The 16,231-nt window shown below is 56.9% G+C and carries 12 protein-coding genes, 1 tRNA gene and 2 rRNA genes (1 of these 15 only partly in view); 12 read left to right on the plus strand and 3 right to left on the minus strand.

The features are described from left to right. The 3 genes from OO730_RS00020 to OO730_RS00030 form a co-directional block, all read left to right on the plus strand. A 23S ribosomal RNA gene (locus OO730_RS00020) occupies positions 1–2,411 on the plus strand; it begins 528 nt to the left of the window's first position. Positions 2,412–2,476: 65 nt separating this feature from the next. Then, a 5S ribosomal RNA gene (rrf, locus tag OO730_RS00025) occupies positions 2,477–2,591 on the plus strand. Between the two features lie 136 nt (positions 2,592–2,727). Next, the gene (locus OO730_RS00030) at positions 2,728–3,393 is read left to right on the plus strand and encodes a TetR/AcrR family transcriptional regulator (protein WP_264982535.1); all 666 of its coding nucleotides are present in this window, start codon (positions 2,728–2,730) and stop codon (positions 3,391–3,393) included. Between the two features lie 39 nt (positions 3,394–3,432). Here OO730_RS00030 and OO730_RS00035 read toward each other — a convergent pair whose 3' ends face one another. Beyond that, positions 3,433–3,828, minus strand: a complete 396-nt coding sequence (locus OO730_RS00035) for a MucR family transcriptional regulator (protein ID WP_264982536.1) — start codon at positions 3,826–3,828, stop codon at positions 3,433–3,435. Between the two features lie 261 nt (positions 3,829–4,089). On the opposite strand from OO730_RS00035, the gene OO730_RS00040 reads away from it, so the two are divergent. From OO730_RS00040 to lon, 9 genes are all read left to right on the plus strand, one after another. After that, positions 4,090–4,572 carry a hypothetical protein gene (locus OO730_RS00040; RefSeq protein ID WP_264982537.1) on the plus strand — a complete coding sequence of 161 codons (483 nt, stop codon included), beginning with the start codon at positions 4,090–4,092 and terminating at the stop codon, positions 4,570–4,572. A 170-nt stretch (positions 4,573–4,742) separates the two neighbouring features. Continuing rightward, positions 4,743–5,630 carry a MerR family transcriptional regulator gene (locus OO730_RS00045; protein WP_264982538.1) on the plus strand — a complete coding sequence of 296 codons (888 nt, stop codon included), beginning with the start codon at positions 4,743–4,745 and terminating at the stop codon, positions 5,628–5,630. A 121-nt stretch (positions 5,631–5,751) separates the two neighbouring features. Next, a complete protein-coding gene (locus OO730_RS00050) occupies positions 5,752–6,180 on the plus strand; it encodes a hypothetical protein (protein ID WP_264982539.1) in 429 nt (142 codons plus the stop codon). Between the two features lie 81 nt (positions 6,181–6,261). Then, on the plus strand, positions 6,262–7,641 hold the full coding sequence (gene thiD / locus OO730_RS00055; protein WP_264982540.1) for a bifunctional hydroxymethylpyrimidine kinase/phosphomethylpyrimidine kinase: 1,380 nt from the start codon (positions 6,262–6,264) through the stop codon (positions 7,639–7,641). 71 nt (positions 7,642–7,712) lie between these two features. Further along, positions 7,713–7,797, plus strand: a tRNA-Leu gene (locus OO730_RS00060). A gap of 50 nt (positions 7,798–7,847) precedes the next feature. Then, a complete protein-coding gene (gene tig, locus OO730_RS00065; RefSeq protein WP_264982541.1) occupies positions 7,848–9,332 on the plus strand; it encodes a trigger factor in 1,485 nt (494 codons plus the stop codon). A gap of 275 nt (positions 9,333–9,607) precedes the next feature. Next, positions 9,608–10,231, plus strand: a complete 624-nt coding sequence (gene clpP, locus OO730_RS00070; protein WP_264982542.1) for an ATP-dependent Clp endopeptidase proteolytic subunit ClpP — start codon at positions 9,608–9,610, stop codon at positions 10,229–10,231. A 6-nt stretch (positions 10,232–10,237) separates the two neighbouring features. Continuing rightward, positions 10,238–11,491 carry an ATP-dependent Clp protease ATP-binding subunit ClpX gene (clpX, locus tag OO730_RS00075; RefSeq protein ID WP_264982543.1) on the plus strand — a complete coding sequence of 418 codons (1,254 nt, stop codon included), beginning with the start codon at positions 10,238–10,240 and terminating at the stop codon, positions 11,489–11,491. 111 nt (positions 11,492–11,602) lie between these two features. Beyond that, positions 11,603–14,065: an endopeptidase La gene (gene lon, locus OO730_RS00080; protein ID WP_264982544.1), complete on the plus strand. Its 2,463-nt coding sequence runs from the start codon at positions 11,603–11,605 to the stop codon at positions 14,063–14,065. A 77-nt stretch (positions 14,066–14,142) separates the two neighbouring features. On the opposite strand, the gene OO730_RS00085 is transcribed toward lon, so the two are convergent. Beyond that, a complete protein-coding gene (locus OO730_RS00085) occupies positions 14,143–14,691 on the minus strand; it encodes a hypothetical protein (RefSeq protein ID WP_264982545.1) in 549 nt (182 codons plus the stop codon). Positions 14,692–14,803: 112 nt separating this feature from the next. Beyond that, the gene (locus OO730_RS00090; protein WP_264982546.1) at positions 14,804–16,153 is read right to left on the minus strand and encodes a M23 family metallopeptidase; all 1,350 of its coding nucleotides are present in this window, start codon (positions 16,151–16,153) and stop codon (positions 14,804–14,806) included. Positions 16,154–16,231 lie beyond the last annotated feature (78 nt).

Below are 16,231 nucleotides of genomic sequence, written 5' to 3' on the forward strand. Positions count from 1 at the left end.
CCTGTTAGGGGAGTGAAATAGAACCTGAAACCTTGTGCCTACAAGCTGTGGGAGCGGACTTGTTCCGTGACCGCGTGCTTTTTGCATAACGGGCCAGCGAGTTATTCTGTAATGCGAGGTTAAGCGTAAGTGTAGCCGTAGCGAAAGCGAGTCTGAATAGGGCGTCAAGTATTGCGGAGTAGACCCGAAGCCGGGTGATCTATCCATGAGCAGGCTGAAGCTTGAGTAAAATCAAGTGGAGGGCCGAACCAGTATCGGTTGAAAACGATTTGGATGACTTGTGGATAGGGGTGAAAGGCCAATCAAACCCGGTGATAGCTGGTTCTCCCCGAAATATATTGAGGTATAGCGTCACATTAGTTTGCCGGAGGTAGAGCACTGACAGGGCTAGGGGCCCCACCAGGTTACCAACCCCTTTCAAACTCCGAATGCCGGTAAATGATGTGTGGCAGTCAGGCTATGGTTGCGAAGGACCGTGGCCGAAAGGGAAACAGCCCAGACCAACAGCTAAGGTCTCGAAATCAATGCTAAGTGGGAAAGGTGGTGGAGTTGCTGATACATCCAGGAGGTTGGCTTAGAAGCAGCCATCCTTTAAAGAAAGCGTAATAGCTCACTGGCCTAGCGATTCTGCGCCGAAAATGTAACGGGGCTAAGCATTGTACCGAAGCTTTGGGTTCATAGTTTACTATGAGCGGTAGGGGAGCGTTCTCAGATGGGATGAAGGTGTACCGTGAGGTGCGCTGGACTAATGAGAAGTGAATATGCTGGCATGAGTAACGATAAAATAAGTGAGAAACTTATTCGCCGTAAACCTAAGGTTTCCTGGGTAAAGTTAATCTTCCCAGGGTAAGTCGGCCCCTAAGGCGAGGCAGAAATGCGTAGTCGATGGGAAACAGGTTAATATTCCTGTACTTGTACATGTGTGCGAAGGAGGGACGCAGGAGGATAGACGGTCCGGGTGTTGGATATCCCGGTGCAAGCGTGTAGGGTTGATTGGCAGGCAAATCCGCCAATCTATATGCCTGAGACGTGATGCCGAGTCATTAAACTGACGTAAGCCGTTAATTCCATGCTGCCAAGAAAAGCTTCTAAGTTTAGCATGTGCAAACCGTACCGCAAACCAACACAGGTAGGTGGGTCGAGTAGACCAAGGCGCTTGAGAGAACTCTGGTTAAGGAACTCGGCAAAATGACCCCGTAAGTTCGCAAGAAGGGGTGCTCGAGACTGTGAATATTTAACTATATGAGCGGTTTTGAGACGCAGCGAATCGGGGGGGGCGACTGTTTACTAAAAACATAGGTCTCTGCTAAGTCGTAAGACGATGTATAGGGACTGACGCCTGCCCGGTGCCGGAAGGTTAAGAGGTGGGGTTAGACTTCGGTCGAAGCTCTAAATCGAAGCCCCGGTAAACGGCGGCCGTAACTATAACGGTCCTAAGGTAGCGAAATTCCTTGTCGGGTAAGTTCCGACCTGCACGAATGGCGTAACGATCCCCCCACTGTCTCAACCAGAGACTCAGTGAAATTGAATTCCCGGTGAAAATGCCGGGTACCCGCGGAAGGACGGAAAGACCCTGTGCACCTTTACTGCAGCTTGACATTGGTATTTGATTATTCATGTGTAGGATAGGTGGGAGACTTTGAAGCGTGTACGCCAGTATGCGTGGAGTCACCCTTGAAATACCACCCTTGAATACTTAGGTATCTAATCCAATACCGTAATCCGGTTTGGAGACAGTGTCTGGTGGGTAGTTTGACTGGGGCGGTCGCCTCCTAAAATGTAACGGAGGCTTGCAAAGGTTCCCTCAGGCTGATTGGAAACCAGCCGTTGAGTGCAAAGGCATAAGGGAGCTTGACTGTGAGAGAGACATCTCGAGCAGGAACGAAAGTTGGTCTTAGTGATCCGGTGGTTCCGAATGGAAGGGCCATCGCTCATAGGATAAAAGGTACGCCGGGGATAACAGGCTGATCGCGTCCAAGAGTTCACATCGACGACGCGGTTTGGCACCTCGATGTCGGCTCATCACATCCTGGGGCTGAAGCAGGTCCCAAGGGTACGGCTGTTCGCCGTTTAAAGTGGTACGCGAGCTGGGTTTAAAACGTCGTGAGACAGTTTGGTCCCTATCCTCCGTGGGCGTAGGAGAATTGAAGAGGGTCTGCCCCTAGTACGAGAGGACCGGGGTGGACGAACCTATGGTGTTCCTGTTGTCACGCCAGTGGCATTGCAGGGTAGCTAAGTTCGGTAAGGATAACCGCTGAAAGCATCTAAGCGGGAAGCCCGCCTCAAGATAAATTCTCCCTGGACTTCGGTCCCTAAAGATCCCTCGAAGACTACGAGGTTGATAGGCTGGAGGTGTAAGCAGTGTGAGCTGTTCAGCTGACCAGTACTAATAGATCGTGCGACTTATTCTACAATAAAAAGGAATTCTCTCTTCCCCTATTTACTTAAATATTTGAGTAAAAACTCAACACTTTTTCTTGGTGCCCAAGGAGGAGGGGGTACACCCGGTCCCATTCCGAACCCGGTAGTTAAGCCCTCCATCGCCGATGATACTGCATGGTAGCGTGTGGGAAAGTAGGTCGGTGCCAAGGAATATTTCAAAAGGCCCTCAGTCGATTAGACTGAGGGCCTTTTCTTTTGGTCCAAAGTCACGCCCCCCAACTCGCGTGATGGATGGTCAGGGGCAATCTATCATTGTGGTTGATGATGGTGTGTGGGATAGTAGTGGTGGAATATCAGTTAAAACCGGAGATTGATTTGGCACATTTGAAAGCGCTCCCCAAGGTCATTCCGATTCGGAACAAGGAGATCACGCAGGGCAAGCTTGTGAGGGCCGTGGGCAGGGTTCTTGCGGAGGTCGGCTTTCAGCGGCTGGGCGTGAACCTGGTGGCGCGTGAAGCAGGGGTGGATAAGAAACTGATCTATCGGTATTTCGGCGGGCTGAGCGGGCTTGTGGCCGCATATGGGGAGACGGTCGATTTTTGGCCGACGGCGGCGGAACTGGTCGGTGATGACCCGGACAGTGTGCGTGGGATGCCTCCGCATGCCCTCATGGCCATGTTTTTCAGGCGGTACCTGCGGGCGATTCTGAACCGGCCGCAGACGTTGGAGATACTTGCCTGGGAGGCCCTGGAGCGGAATGATCTGACGCAAACCCTGGAGCAGGTGCGCGTCAAGACCGCCCTCGAGTTTTTCGAATTGATGGAGCAGGACCCGCCGGAGGACGTCGATCTGACCGCGTTGGTGCTGCTTATGGCCGGCTCCGTGAATTTCCTGGCAGTCCGTTCCCGGATCCATTCCAGCATCGGCGGTGTGGATTTGCGCTCGGAAGATGGATGGACCCGAATCGAGCAGTGCATCGAAGTTATCCTGACCAAGACCCTCAGGAAATGAAAAGGCCCGGAGCATGTGCCCCGGGCCTTTTTCGCTGATCTATTTTTTGTTCTTGCCGCGCTTTGTCCACAGCTTCATTTCTTTCATTTTTTTGCGTCGTTCGCGCTGGAGGCTCTTGCAGACCAAGGGGAGATTCTTCTTGTAGCCACATTTTTCCCTGTATTCTTCAGGGGTAAGCCCGTGCGTGGCCAGGTGTTTCTTGGTGATGACCTTGAAGGTCTTGCCACAGACGCAGCAAAGAATGGACTTCTCCCTGATGGCCTTTTTGGGATCAATCGCTGTCGGTTCATCCGTAGATAAAACATCGCCCTCTGCAATGGCTTTGATGCCGATGGCGATCTTTTGAACCATGGATGTGATCTCATCTTCGGTCATGGTCCGTACGCTTGCCTGGGCCTTGACTATTTCCAGCGCCTCTTTCAGATAATCTTCCATCCCTGTCTCCTTTATCCATATGGTGTATAAACCAATGTTAATATAGTGCAGTGTCGGGCCAGAGTAATAAAAAGGGTATCCTGCACTGCCAGGATTTACTCTACATAGTAATTACAGAGCATTGTCAAGTATTGAACACCTTCATGTATAGAAAAATAATACGCACGCCTGGTGCGTTGAGACGTTCATCGCCATGACCGACTTCACGTTTATTGACCTTGATTCCGATGAGGGTGTTCAGTATGTTGCTTGGAAACGTTTGTGAAACTGGTGGAATCAATTAATTCAATGGAGTTTTTCGTGAGTCCGGATAACAATAAAGTCCATAAATTAGAGGCAGTCCCGCATAACGGCGGAGCTGAGAATGCCCTGGAGAATGCGGATTCGCCGGCAATGGCGGAGACAAACAGGGATATGAGCAAGGTCGCGCTGATTGTTTCTCTGCTGGTCGTTGTCTTGCTGGTCATCTTTTTCTTCGGCATGAATCGGAATATTGCCGGTCTCACTGATGAAGTTAAGTCCTTGGGAGAGTTGCGGAACGAGATGTCCACCCTCGACCAGCGCATGGTCCAGATGGAGGAGGGCCTGCCTTCCGCCATGAAGCGAATCATAGCTCACGACATGGTCAACGACATGGCCATGAAGGCTGCTTACCTTGGCAATACCCTTGAGGACGAACAACTGCGCAACAGGATGCAGGATGTTCTCATGTCCCTCAAGGAGGTGCGTGGAGCCCTCGAATAAGAGGCCTTCTCATATCGGCATCTTCGGGTGCGGCGGATATTCCCGCCGCACTTTTTTTGTTTATGAGCAATGATGATAGTTGAACAGTGTTGTTCAAAATTGTGTTGACAATAAGTTATTTTCTGCATATTGATTAATTAGAGAATAATGATCAACAAGAGAATGTTGTTATGAGTAAAAAATTCATAAGCCTTAGAGAGGTCGGTCGACAGTTGGGTATTCCTCCGTCGACCGTCGTCTACTATAAGGATAAATTTGGAAAATATATTCCGTCTGAGGGCGGCGGGGGCCGTCGTACCCGGTACCCAGTCGAGGTGCTTGAGATATTCAGGAGGATCCGTACCATGTTTAATGACAATTGGTCTGCTGAACAAATTGAAAATGAATTAGCATTGAAATTCAGCTTGTTAATAAATGATCAACAGTCTGATCAAAGGTTTGATCAATCTTTGTCTGATGGTGGGATTCAGGAGTTGGCGGGAGTGCTTTCCAGAATGTCGGACGTCCTGGACAACCAGTCCCTGTTCCGAAGCGAAATCCGGTCCTTGAGGGATGAATTGTCCGCCTTGCGCGAGGAGCGTGAGAAAGAGGCTCGGCAACAGAAGAAAGTGGTCGATGATCTGCAAAAAGAGCTTTTGTCTCTGCGTAAAAAACTATCCGGCAGCGCAACTGACGGTGGGATCGATTTTCCGCCCGTCGATTTCCTGTCCAGCCCCCTGGTGATCGCCTCGGACGGTGAATATCTCGGCGTGCAGGGCAAGGGGAAGAAGGCTTTTTCCCTGGAAGATTTCGTGCAGCTCATTGAGCGCAAGGAGTCCGACTCCGTGAGTGTGGAAACGTCCTGGAAGCGTCAGAACGGCCAGTGGGTGTTGGTGATCCGCACCGAGGATGCAGGCAAGGGGCGAGAGCAGAATGTCGTCCTGGTGGCCCAAAAGACCGTCACGCCGAACCGGAACACCGTCACCGAGATAATCCGCCTGAATATCGACGGGAACGATGCTCCCGATGCCCTTTTGCTGACCTTGTTCCGGCAGTTGCGGGCGGTTTTCAACGGCTAGTCTGTGTCGGATTGACGATCTTCTAGAAAAACTCTTGATTGATTCGCCTGTTTCGCTTATAAACCAACTGCTAAACGTACCATAGGAAACATGTTTCGCCGGTTCATTTGGAGGAGACGGTATGCCCCAGGTTGCTGCGAGAATTACTCACGATCAGGAAAAATGGCTCAAGGACTACTTCAAGACCAAGAGCGCCGGCGCAGAGTTTATACTGCCTTGGGCTGTGGATGTCTTTTTCAAGTCCATCCGTAACGTTTCCAGTGACTTTTCCGTCGCTGAATTGAAAACAATTCTTGAATCCCACAAGGAAGTGAAGCTGCTTCCCAATCAGTCGAAGCAGGCGTACCTTCTGCTCCGGGTCGAAGAGGCTTGCGATGAGCACAACGTGCACATCCAGCACGGGGCGAGCAAGTCCAACCTCGAAGTCAAGCTGCGAAGGCTGACCGACCTCCAGGCCACTGCGCTCATGATCTGGGCCACCGCCTACTGGGTGTCCAAGGCGTGGAACGGCGTTTCCGTGGACGATTACGTGAAGCTGTCCTGCGGTTGATCCACGAACATATTTTTCGTGCCAATGTCGCGTACGGGTGATACAACCTGTACGCGACATTTGCTTTTTTGGAGACAGACCATGGAACGACTCCCATGCATCCTGACCATCGCCGGGTCCGATTCCGGCGGCGGGGCGGGCATACAGGCCGATCTCAAGACCATCACCATGCTGGGCGGTTACGGCGCCAGCGTGATCACGGCCCTGACCGCCCAGAATACCAAGGCCGTTACCTCCATTCATGCCCCGTCCGCCAAGTTCGTGGCCAGGCAGCTGACCACGGTGCTCGACGACATCAAGGTCGATGCGGCCAAGACCGGGATGTTGTTTTCCGCGCCCATCATCGAGGCCATCGCGCCCATCCTGAAGAAAGCGGAGTTCCCCCTCGTGGTCGACCCCGTGTGCGTGGCAACGTCCGGGGCCAAGCTGCTCAAGGACGACGCGGTCGAGGCCATGGTGGACCAGATGTTTCCCCTGGCGGACGTGCTGACGCCCAATATCCCGGAAGCCGAGCTGTTCACCGGAATGGCCATAGGCAGCCGCGAGGACATCTTCATCGCGGCCCGGCTGCTTCTCAAGATGGGCCCCAGGGCGGTGCTCATCAAGGGAGGGCATACGGATTCACCGGCGATCACCGATTGGTTCGCGACGCCGGGAACCGAGCCCATTCCCTTCATGCAGCAGCGGGTCGATACCGAGTCCACGCATGGCACGGGATGCACCCTTTCCGCTGCCATCGCCACGGGATTGGCCCAGGGCATGGATATGGGCCCGGCCATATTGCGGGCTCAGGAATATCTGCATCTGGCCTTGCGCGCCGGGTATCGCCTGGGAGAAGGGGGCGGCCCGCCCAATCACCTGGCCCCCTGGCTCAAGGAAAAGGGTCGTGGCGACATCCTCGCCCGGGTGGACGACCTGGGGCGGAAACTGGCGGCCACGCCCGGCCTGACGGCAATGCTGCCGCGCAGCCGGGCAAACGTGGCCGTTGCCTTGCCCTATGCGTCCCGGCTTGAAGAGGTGGCCGGTTTTTCAGGCGGGTTCATCACCACGGCCCGTGATCAGGTCTCCGTGGTCGGCTATCCTGAATTCGGTGCGTCGGTCAGGACGGCCTCAATTCTGCTGGCCGCTGCCCGCCTGCTGCCCGATGTGGGGTGCGCCATGGCGCTGGGCGGCGGGTCCAAGGTGCGGCAGGCGTTCGACTCCCTGGGCATGGAGGTGGCCTGGATGGATCGCGACTCAACCCCCGATTATATCGGGGATGAAGGCGGTGCGTTCGAGGAGTGGGGCGGTTTCAGGGCGATTCGCGACCATGGAACTCCGGCGGATGTCGGAGCGGTGGGAGACCCCGGCGGCACAGGCCATGAACCGGTACTCTATGTCCTTGCCAAGGATACGCCCGCGCTCATGGCCAAGCTGCGCGAAATAGCAGACGCCATATCGGCGAAGTCCGACGGTTCGTAGATTTCCGTTTCTTCAAGGCCCCATAAGGTTGACATATCTGTGGGAGCTTGCTTAATAAGCACGTTCTTTTTGCGGGCGTGGCGAAACTGGCATCCGCGCCAGATTTAGGATCTGGTACCTCACGGTTTGGGGGTTCGAGTCCCTCCGCCCGCACCACAAAAGCAGAAAATTTTACGCGCTCAAGAGCGTCCAGGAGGATATGTGTCATGGAATACAATGTTGAAGAGCTTTCGCCGGTAAAGCGGAAAATCACGGTTGAGGTTCCCGCAGAAGAGGTCAACGCGGCCGTTTCCGCGACTCTCGCCCTGTATCGTATGCAGGTCGAGGTCAAGGGGTTCCGCAAGGGGAAGGTGCCGTCCACGGTCGTGGAGTCCAAGTACCGCAAGCAGATTTACGGTGAAGCCACCACGGACCTGATCAATTACCAGATCAACGAGATCATGTCCGGCCTGTCCATGCAGCCCATGTCCCGCATCGACGTCGATGCCAAGGAACTGGTTCGCGACGAGGATTTCAAGTACGCCATCGAATTTGAAGTGGCGCCCACCCTTGATCTGCCCAAGTACAAGGGGTTGGTCGCCGAGGAAGTGGACGTGGTCGTCTCCGACGAGGAGGTTGCCGAGGTCGAGTCCCGCATCCTGGCCAACAACGCCGAGGTGAAGGTCATCAAGGACGTCCGTCCGCCCAAGGACGGCGAGGTCGCTTCCGTGAGCTTCGGCGCCTACCAGGACGAGAAGATCGTTGAAGGCATCCAGGCCGAGAACTTCGATCTGGTGCTGGGCGAGAATCAGGCCCTGCCCGAGTTCGAGGAACTGCTCAAGACCATGACTTCCGGCGAGACCGGCGAGACCGACATCACCTTCCCGACCGATTTCATCAACGACAAGCTGGCCGGACAGACCGTGACCATGAAGGCCAAGCTGCACGCGGTCAAGGAACGCATCGTTCCCGAGATGACCGACGAGGTGGCCAAGAAGGCCGGCTTCAAGGACGTCGAGACCATGCGTACCGGCATCCGCGAGTCCTACGCTTCCCAGCGCAAGCAGATGAACAAGTCCACGGCGCAGAACGAGCTGCTCAAGAGCGTCATCGAGTCCATCGATGAATTCCCCCTGCCGCCGGCCATGGTCGAGGATCGCATCGACCGCCTGATCCAGGACCTCGAGTACAAGCTCGACCGCCAGGGCAAGGGCTTTCAGTCCCTGGGCAAGACCCCCGAGCAGCTGCGTGGGGATTTCCGCGCCGAGGCCGAGCAGACCGTGAAGGCCGAAATCTTCCTGCTGGCCGTGGCCGCAGAGGAAGGGCTGGACATCTCCCCCGAGGAGATCGAGTCCACCATGACCCAGATGGCCATGCAGACCCGTCAGCCCCTGCACGAGCTCAAGAAGTACTACGAGGACAACAATCTCATCGTGCCGCTCAAGGATCGCCTGCTTTGCGACAAGGCCTCCGAACTGATCTACGACTCCGCCGAGATCAAGCTGGTGGCTCCGCCGTCCGACGGCGCCAAGCCCGCCAAGAAGGCTGCCCCCAAGAAGGCAGCGGCCAACAAGGGCGGCGCTCCCAAGTTCGAGAACAAGGCCGAGGCCGTTGAATGGGCCGTCGCCAACCTCGATATCAAGGAATCCACCGCCAAGGGATACTCCCTGGCCAAGCTTCAGGAGCGTGCCGACAAGCACGTTGCCGAGTAGGGACCGCGAAAGCGGTTTCCCCGAAACGGAATCAGAATGCGGCGGTCCGGTTTTCCGGGCCGTCGTTTTTTTTAGGCTTTACCCTTGACCCCGGCCGCCTGATACCTATTTGGTTTCGTGCTTGGCGGGGAAGTTTGATCTTGTCCTTACAGGCGAAATGGCTCATACTGGACAAGCTTGAAACTCATCGGAAACGGCTGTTGCATCACCTTATTACCGTGAAGGAGATGCTAACGTTTTCGTTTCCGTCGTCCGATAAACAGTTTAATAATCCCATGAAGGAGACGTCCATGGTCGCCATCCCGATGGTCATCGAAACTACCGGTCGTACAGAACGCGCGTACGACATCTACTCCCGACTGCTCAAAGACCGGATCATTCTCCTTGGCAGCGCCATTGACGATCATGTGGCAAGCCTCATTTGCGCCCAGCTTCTTTTCCTCGAGTCCGAGGACCCGGAAAAGGAGATCTACATGTATATCAACTCGCCGGGCGGCGTGGTCACGGCGGGCATGGCCATCTACGACACCATGCAGTACATTTCCGCTCCTGTGGCGACGCTTTGCCTGGGCCAGGCGGCCAGCATGGGTTCGCTTCTCCTCGCGGCGGGCGAGAAGGGCATGCGTTACGCGCTGCCCCACAGCCGGATCATGATTCACCAGCCCCTCGGCGGCGCACAGGGCCAGGCCACGGACATCGACATCCAGGCCAAGGAAATCCTGCGTCAGAGGGGCATTCTCAATAACATCCTGGCCGACCACACCGGCCAGAAGCTGTCCAAGATCGCAAGCGATACCGAACGTGACTATTTCATGTCGGCCGAGGAAGCCGTGAAGTACGGTCTCATCGACAAGGTCATGAAGTCCCGCGACGAGGTCACGGAAGACAGCAAGGGTTAACATCGTATGACTGACAAGAACAAGAACGCATCCGAATTGAGCTGCTCGTTTTGCAGCAAGACGCAGGCTGAGGTGCAGCGGCTGATCGCCGGTCCCGACGTCTACATCTGCGACGAGTGCGTGGCGTTGTGTAACGACATCATGGCCCAGGAGACCATCAGCGAGGAATTCGAGGATGGCCGTCTGCTGCCGCCCCAGGAAATCAAGGCGCTTCTCGACGAGTACGTCATCGGCCAGAACCAGGCCAAGAAGATCCTGTCCGTGGCCGTGCACAATCACTACAAGCGCGTCTTCTACGCCGCCGCCAACTCCGGTCCGGACGAGGTGGAGATCGACAAGTCCAACATCCTGCTCATCGGCCCCACCGGCTCGGGCAAGACCCTGCTGGCGCAGACCCTTGCCAGGGTGCTCAAGGTGCCGTTCGCCATTGCCGACGCCACCACCCTGACCGAGGCGGGCTACGTGGGCGAGGACGTGGAGAACATCCTGGTCCAGCTGCTCCAGAACGCCGACTACGACATCGATGCGGCCTCCCGGGGCATCATCTACATCGACGAGATCGACAAGGTGGCGCGCAAGGGCGACTCCCCGTCCATCACCCGCGACGTTTCGGGCGAGGGTGTCCAGCAGGCGCTGCTGAAGATCATCGAAGGCACCGAGGCCAACATCCCGCCCAAGGGCGGACGCAAGCACCCGCAGCAGGAGTTCATCCGCATGGATACATCGAATATCCTGTTCATTTTGGGTGGGGCTTTCATCGGCCTGGACAAGATCGTGCAGAAGCGCAATACCGGTTCCGGCATGGGCTTCGGCGCCAAGGTGGAGGCCAAGAAGGATATGGACCTGGGCGAGCTGTTCGCCCTGGCGGAGCCCATGGATCTCATCAAGTTCGGTCTCATTCCCGAGTTCGTCGGCCGCATCCCGGTGCAGACCGCACTCCAGGAACTGACCGAGGAAGACCTCGTCCGTATTCTCCAGGAGCCCAAGAACGCCCTGGTCAAGCAGTACAGGAAGCTGTTCGAGCTGGACAAGGTGGAGCTCAAGTTCACCGAGAACGCCCTGGGGGCCATCGCCAAGCAGGCGCTGGAACGCAAGACCGGCGCACGCGGCCTCCGCAACGTTCTGGAAAAGACCATGCTCGAGATCATGTACAAGCTGCCGGCCATGCCGGATGTGCGCGAGTGCATCATCAACAAGTCGGTGGTCGAGAACGAGATGGAGCCTCTGTTGCTGTATCATCAGGAAGTGAAGTCCGCGTAACCGGGACCACGGCGTTGACAAAACGCCACCGGGCCTTATTTCCACATTATCGACGGCAATCACTCCCCAGCCCGGGGAGTGTGCCCCATATTCAACGCATCGGAGGAGTCCATGCCGACTTTCGGATTCGACGGCAAGAAATCCCCTGAAACCCAGATGCTTCCCATGATGTCCTTGCGGGAAGTGGTCATGTTTCCAAAATCCATCGTGCCGCTTTTCGTGGGACGCGAGGCTTCCATAAAAGCCATCGAGACCGCCGTTGCGGACTATGGCAAACAGATATTCCTGGTCACCCAGAAGACGCCCGAAAAAGAGCACCCCGAAGCGGACGATCTGTATCGCGTGGGGACGGTCAGCAAGATATTGCAGATGCTCCGGCTGCCCGACGGCACCATCAAGGTACTGTTCGAGGGCGTTTCCCGTGCCTCCTGGGCTCCCGAGGAGGACCTGCTTTCCTATGGCGAGGAGGAAGGGGAATATCCCAAGGCACGGTTCACCCGGCTGGAGGAATCCGGAGAGGTGTCCGCCGAGGCCATGGCGCTGATTCGCGCCGTTCAGGAATCTTTGGACGAGTTCGGCAAGGTCAACAAGAAGGTGGCTCCCGAGGCCATCCTGGCCATGTCCACCATCAAGGACCCCGGCCAGTTGGCCGATCAGGTTATGCCGCATCTCAAGATCGATTTCTCCCGCAAACAGGAGATTCTCGAGGAGATTGATCCGATCAGGCGATTGGAACGCGTGTTCGAGCTTCTGCTGGGCGAGATCGAGATCGTGTCCATCGAGAAGCGGGTCAAGGGGCGCGTCAAGGATCAGATGGAGAAGAACCAGCGCGAGTACTATCTCAACGAGCAGGTCAAGGCCATCAACAAGGAGATGGGGCGCGAGGATGACCCCCAGACCGAGGCCCTGGAGCTGGAAGAACAGCTCAACGCCAAGCCCATGTCCGACGAGAACCGCGAGCGCGTGCGCAAGGAAATCAAGAAGCTGCGGACCATGCAGCAGTCCAGCGCGGAATACACCGTCGTCCGCAACTACGTCGATTGGGTGCTCGACCTGCCCTGGGATGAAGTCAAGGACGACAAGGACGTGGACATTGCCCAGGCCAGGGCCATTCTCGATGAGGACCACTACGGTCTCGAGAAGCCCAAGGAGCGCATCCTCGAATACCTGGCCGTGCAGACCCTGGTGGAGACCATGAAGGGTCCCATCCTCTGTTTCGTCGGCCCTCCCGGCGTCGGCAAGACCTCCATCGCCCGTTCCATCGCCCGATCCATGGACCGCGAGTTCCTGCGGCTTTCCCTGGGCGGCGTGCGGGACGAGGCGGAGATTCGCGGCCACCGGCGCACCTACGTGGGCGCGCTGCCGGGCAAGATCATCCAGTCCCTGAAGCGGGTGAAGTACAACAACCCGGTCATCTGCCTGGATGAAGTGGACAAGATGTCCGCAGATTTCCGCGGCGATCCTTCGGCCGCGCTGCTGGAAGTGCTCGACCCCGAGCAGAATTACGCTTTCAACGACCATTATCTGGATCTGGACTACGACCTTTCCAAGGTGTTCTTCATCACCACGGCCAATAATCTCGATGGCATTCCGCTGCCGTTGCAGGACCGCATGGAGATCATCCGGCTGCCCGGCTACCTCGAAAACGAGAAGGTCGAGATCGCCAAGGGATTCCTGTTGCCCAAGCAGATCGAGCAGCACGGTCTCAAGCCCGAGAATCTCAAGTTCTCGGACAACGCCATTCTGGACGTGGTCCGCTACTATACCAAGGAAGCGGGCGTGCGTAACCTGGAGCGCGAGATTGCGTCCATCTGCCGCAAGTCGGCCATGCAGATCGTGGAGGAAAAGGATCGCGACAAGGCGATTCACATCTCCAAGCAGTCGCTGGGCAAGATGCTCGGCGTGCAGAAGTTCTCCTACGGCGAGCGTGAGGCGGAAGCCCAGGTCGGCGTGTGCAACGGCTTGGCCTGGACCCAGCTCGGCGGCGAGATGCTCTTGGTCGAAGTGGTGCTCATGCCCGGCAAGGGCAAGGTGGAGATCACCGGAAAGCTCGGCGACGTCATGCAGGAATCCGCCCGTGCGGCCGTGTCCTGGATTCGCGCCCGGTCCGACCTGCTCGGTCTCAAGCCCGATTTCTACAAGAAGGTGGACATCCATATCCACGTTCCCGACGGGGCCACTCCCAAGGATGGTCCGTCCGCGGGCGTCACCCTGACCACGGCCCTGATTTCCGCGCTCCTGAACATCCCGGTTCGCCACGACCTAGCCATGACCGGGGAGATCACACTGCGCGGTCGCGTCCTGCCCATCGGCGGGCTGCGCGAGAAGCTGCTGGCGGCCCATCGCGGCCTGATCAAGACCGTGCTCATCCCGTCCGAGAACGAGAAGAATCTCAAGGACGTCCCCAAGGACATCCTCAAGGATCTGGAGGTGATTCCGGTCAAGACCATGGACGAAGTCATCGACAAGGCCCTGGAAGTGGGCAAGGCCCAGGTCTGGCACAAGCGCCACGGCCAGGCCCCCATCTCCGCCGGGCTGATCAAGGAAGAGCTTCAGCGGCCCACCCCCCAATAGGCGGCGTGGCAGAACAGCAAACAGAAAGGCCGGATGGTTATCCATCCGGCCTTTTTTTACGTTTTATGGGGGCGGGGTCAGGAAGCGGCGGACGAAATGGACTTCAGGTCGCCGGTGCTGTCCAGGAGGGAACTGAGCTTGAAGAAGGACGCGCTGCATTGCAACATCTGCATGCCCGGATTGTCGGAGTCGCTGTAGTCGGGCCGTCGTTTGTGGGCCGCCTCCTTGGGGTCGATGCCGTCGACGCCCAGGTTCTCCTCTTCGTCCTCGTCTTGTTTCCCCGGCAGGTCTTTGGTCATGGCCGACAGGCTTGATCTGACCTTGACGCCCGTTATCTTTTCCAGCTCCTTCTCGATGTCCCGGATGCGGGAGCGTTGTTCCTCGATGGGCTGGCCGTCGGCCATGGCCAGCATCTGGGCGAGGAGATTCTGGAGAAAGAGGACCCTGTTCTCCTCTTCCGGCGACAGTTGGCGCTGGAAGGAAAAGGTCGATGATTCGAGGCGCAGTTCCTCGTCGGTCTTTTCCGGTTCAAGGGTCATGTCTGTCGGCGTGAAGGTCCGGACAAGTGAACGGGCGTCACGTGTCTCGGGATAAAAGAGCGGGGCGGTTTGATCGGTGATCTGCATGGCTCCTCCGGTGGGAAATAATTTCCACCGGGGAGAAACTTGCAATTCCCGGTCCAGGAATAAGTCTCCTGCACTCAAACAAAAAGGCCCCGTGTTCCGGGGCCTTTCAAGGTTATTGCAGTTTGGATGTGATGTTGTTTTTGATCCAGCTGGCGTCCCACCATTCGAACGGTTGCGTGGGGATGCCGGCCACGGTGATGCCGTAGTGCAGGTGGTCGCCGCCTGCCAGGCCTGTGGAGCCCGTGTGGGCGATGAGCTGCCCCTTGGCCACCGTGTCGCCCACGGCCACGCTGATGGAGCTCAAGTGTGCATACAGGGACTGGAGGCCAAGGCCGTGGTCGATGACCACCACGTTGCCGTAGATGCCCAGGAAGTCGGCGAACACGATGGTCCCGGCATTGCCCGCCGGCACCGCAGCGTGTTGCAGGCTGGCCAGGTCCAGGCCGAGGTGGGTCTGGAAGTCCACCTTGTTGCCCTTGTACATGTAGTCGCGGGCGTCGGCGAACCGTGCGCGGTTGGCCGCGTTGGGCAAGCGGACAAACGGGCCGTCCCAGAGCATGACCGGGCTTGTCCTGCGGCTGAATTCAATCAGCTTGGCCCGGTTCTGCTTGCGGATCTCGTTGTTGATGTACAGGTACTGGTCGAGAAGGGACCCCTCGTTGGGCACCAGCCCCTGGAATTCGGGGATGGTCTTTTCCATGAAGGAGTCGGACAGATTGATCCGGTCGTGCCGGAAGGTGCGTGCATTGGTGTGGTAGTTGAAGGACCGTTTGGCACTGTTGCCCGCACCGTCCACGGCCGTGATCATGGGTTTGAAATCTGTGGATTTGACGTCCCAGGGATGGGCGAACAGGCAGTAGTAGAGGAATTTGCCGTTCCCGTCGGGTTGGAGGTAGGCGGGGAAGAACCGTTCGCCCACGAGGATGCCCGCTGAGGAGGCCTTTTCCGACAGAGCGAAGATCATGAGGCCGCAACCGCCCTGATTCAGGTTGTTGGTGTGGGACTGTACGAAGATGCGCGGCGGGGTCGTGTCCAGGACATAGGTCTTTTGTGCCTTGGAAAGGCCTGCAGCGCCGAAGGGATAGAGAGACCCGTCCATGGCCGTGACCTCGATGGACAGTTCGCCTTCCTTGAGCTCGGCCAGGGAAAGCGGTTTTTCGATCCGCATGACCGTGCCCGCATAGGTCTCGGAGAGCAGGGTTATCCGCTTGCCGGCCTGCACGGCCACGACCTCGACGGATTTCAGGCCGCTGCCCGGGTCTTCCACGACGATATTCATCTCGGACTGTTTGCCGATCAGCTCCATGTCCGGCCCGATGGCGATCACGGGGGGCGTGGTGTCCCTGAAAAGCATGAAGGCGGCGCCCGCCAGGGCGAGCAGGCCGATAATGGCCAGCAGGAGCCCCAGGGGGAGCCCCTTGCCCTTTTTCTTGTTATTGCCAAGACTCGTTTCTTTGTTCATTGATCCTTCCTGTGTGCTAGAAAATCTAGACTATTTCTATAGTACTCGCTCGAGGGAGACAAGGGGAGGGGGTCGAAA

Origin of the sequence: Pseudodesulfovibrio portus (genome assembly GCF_026000375.1) — a bacterium.
GTDB classification, from domain to species: domain Bacteria; phylum Desulfobacterota; class Desulfovibrionia; order Desulfovibrionales; family Desulfovibrionaceae; genus Pseudodesulfovibrio; species Pseudodesulfovibrio portus.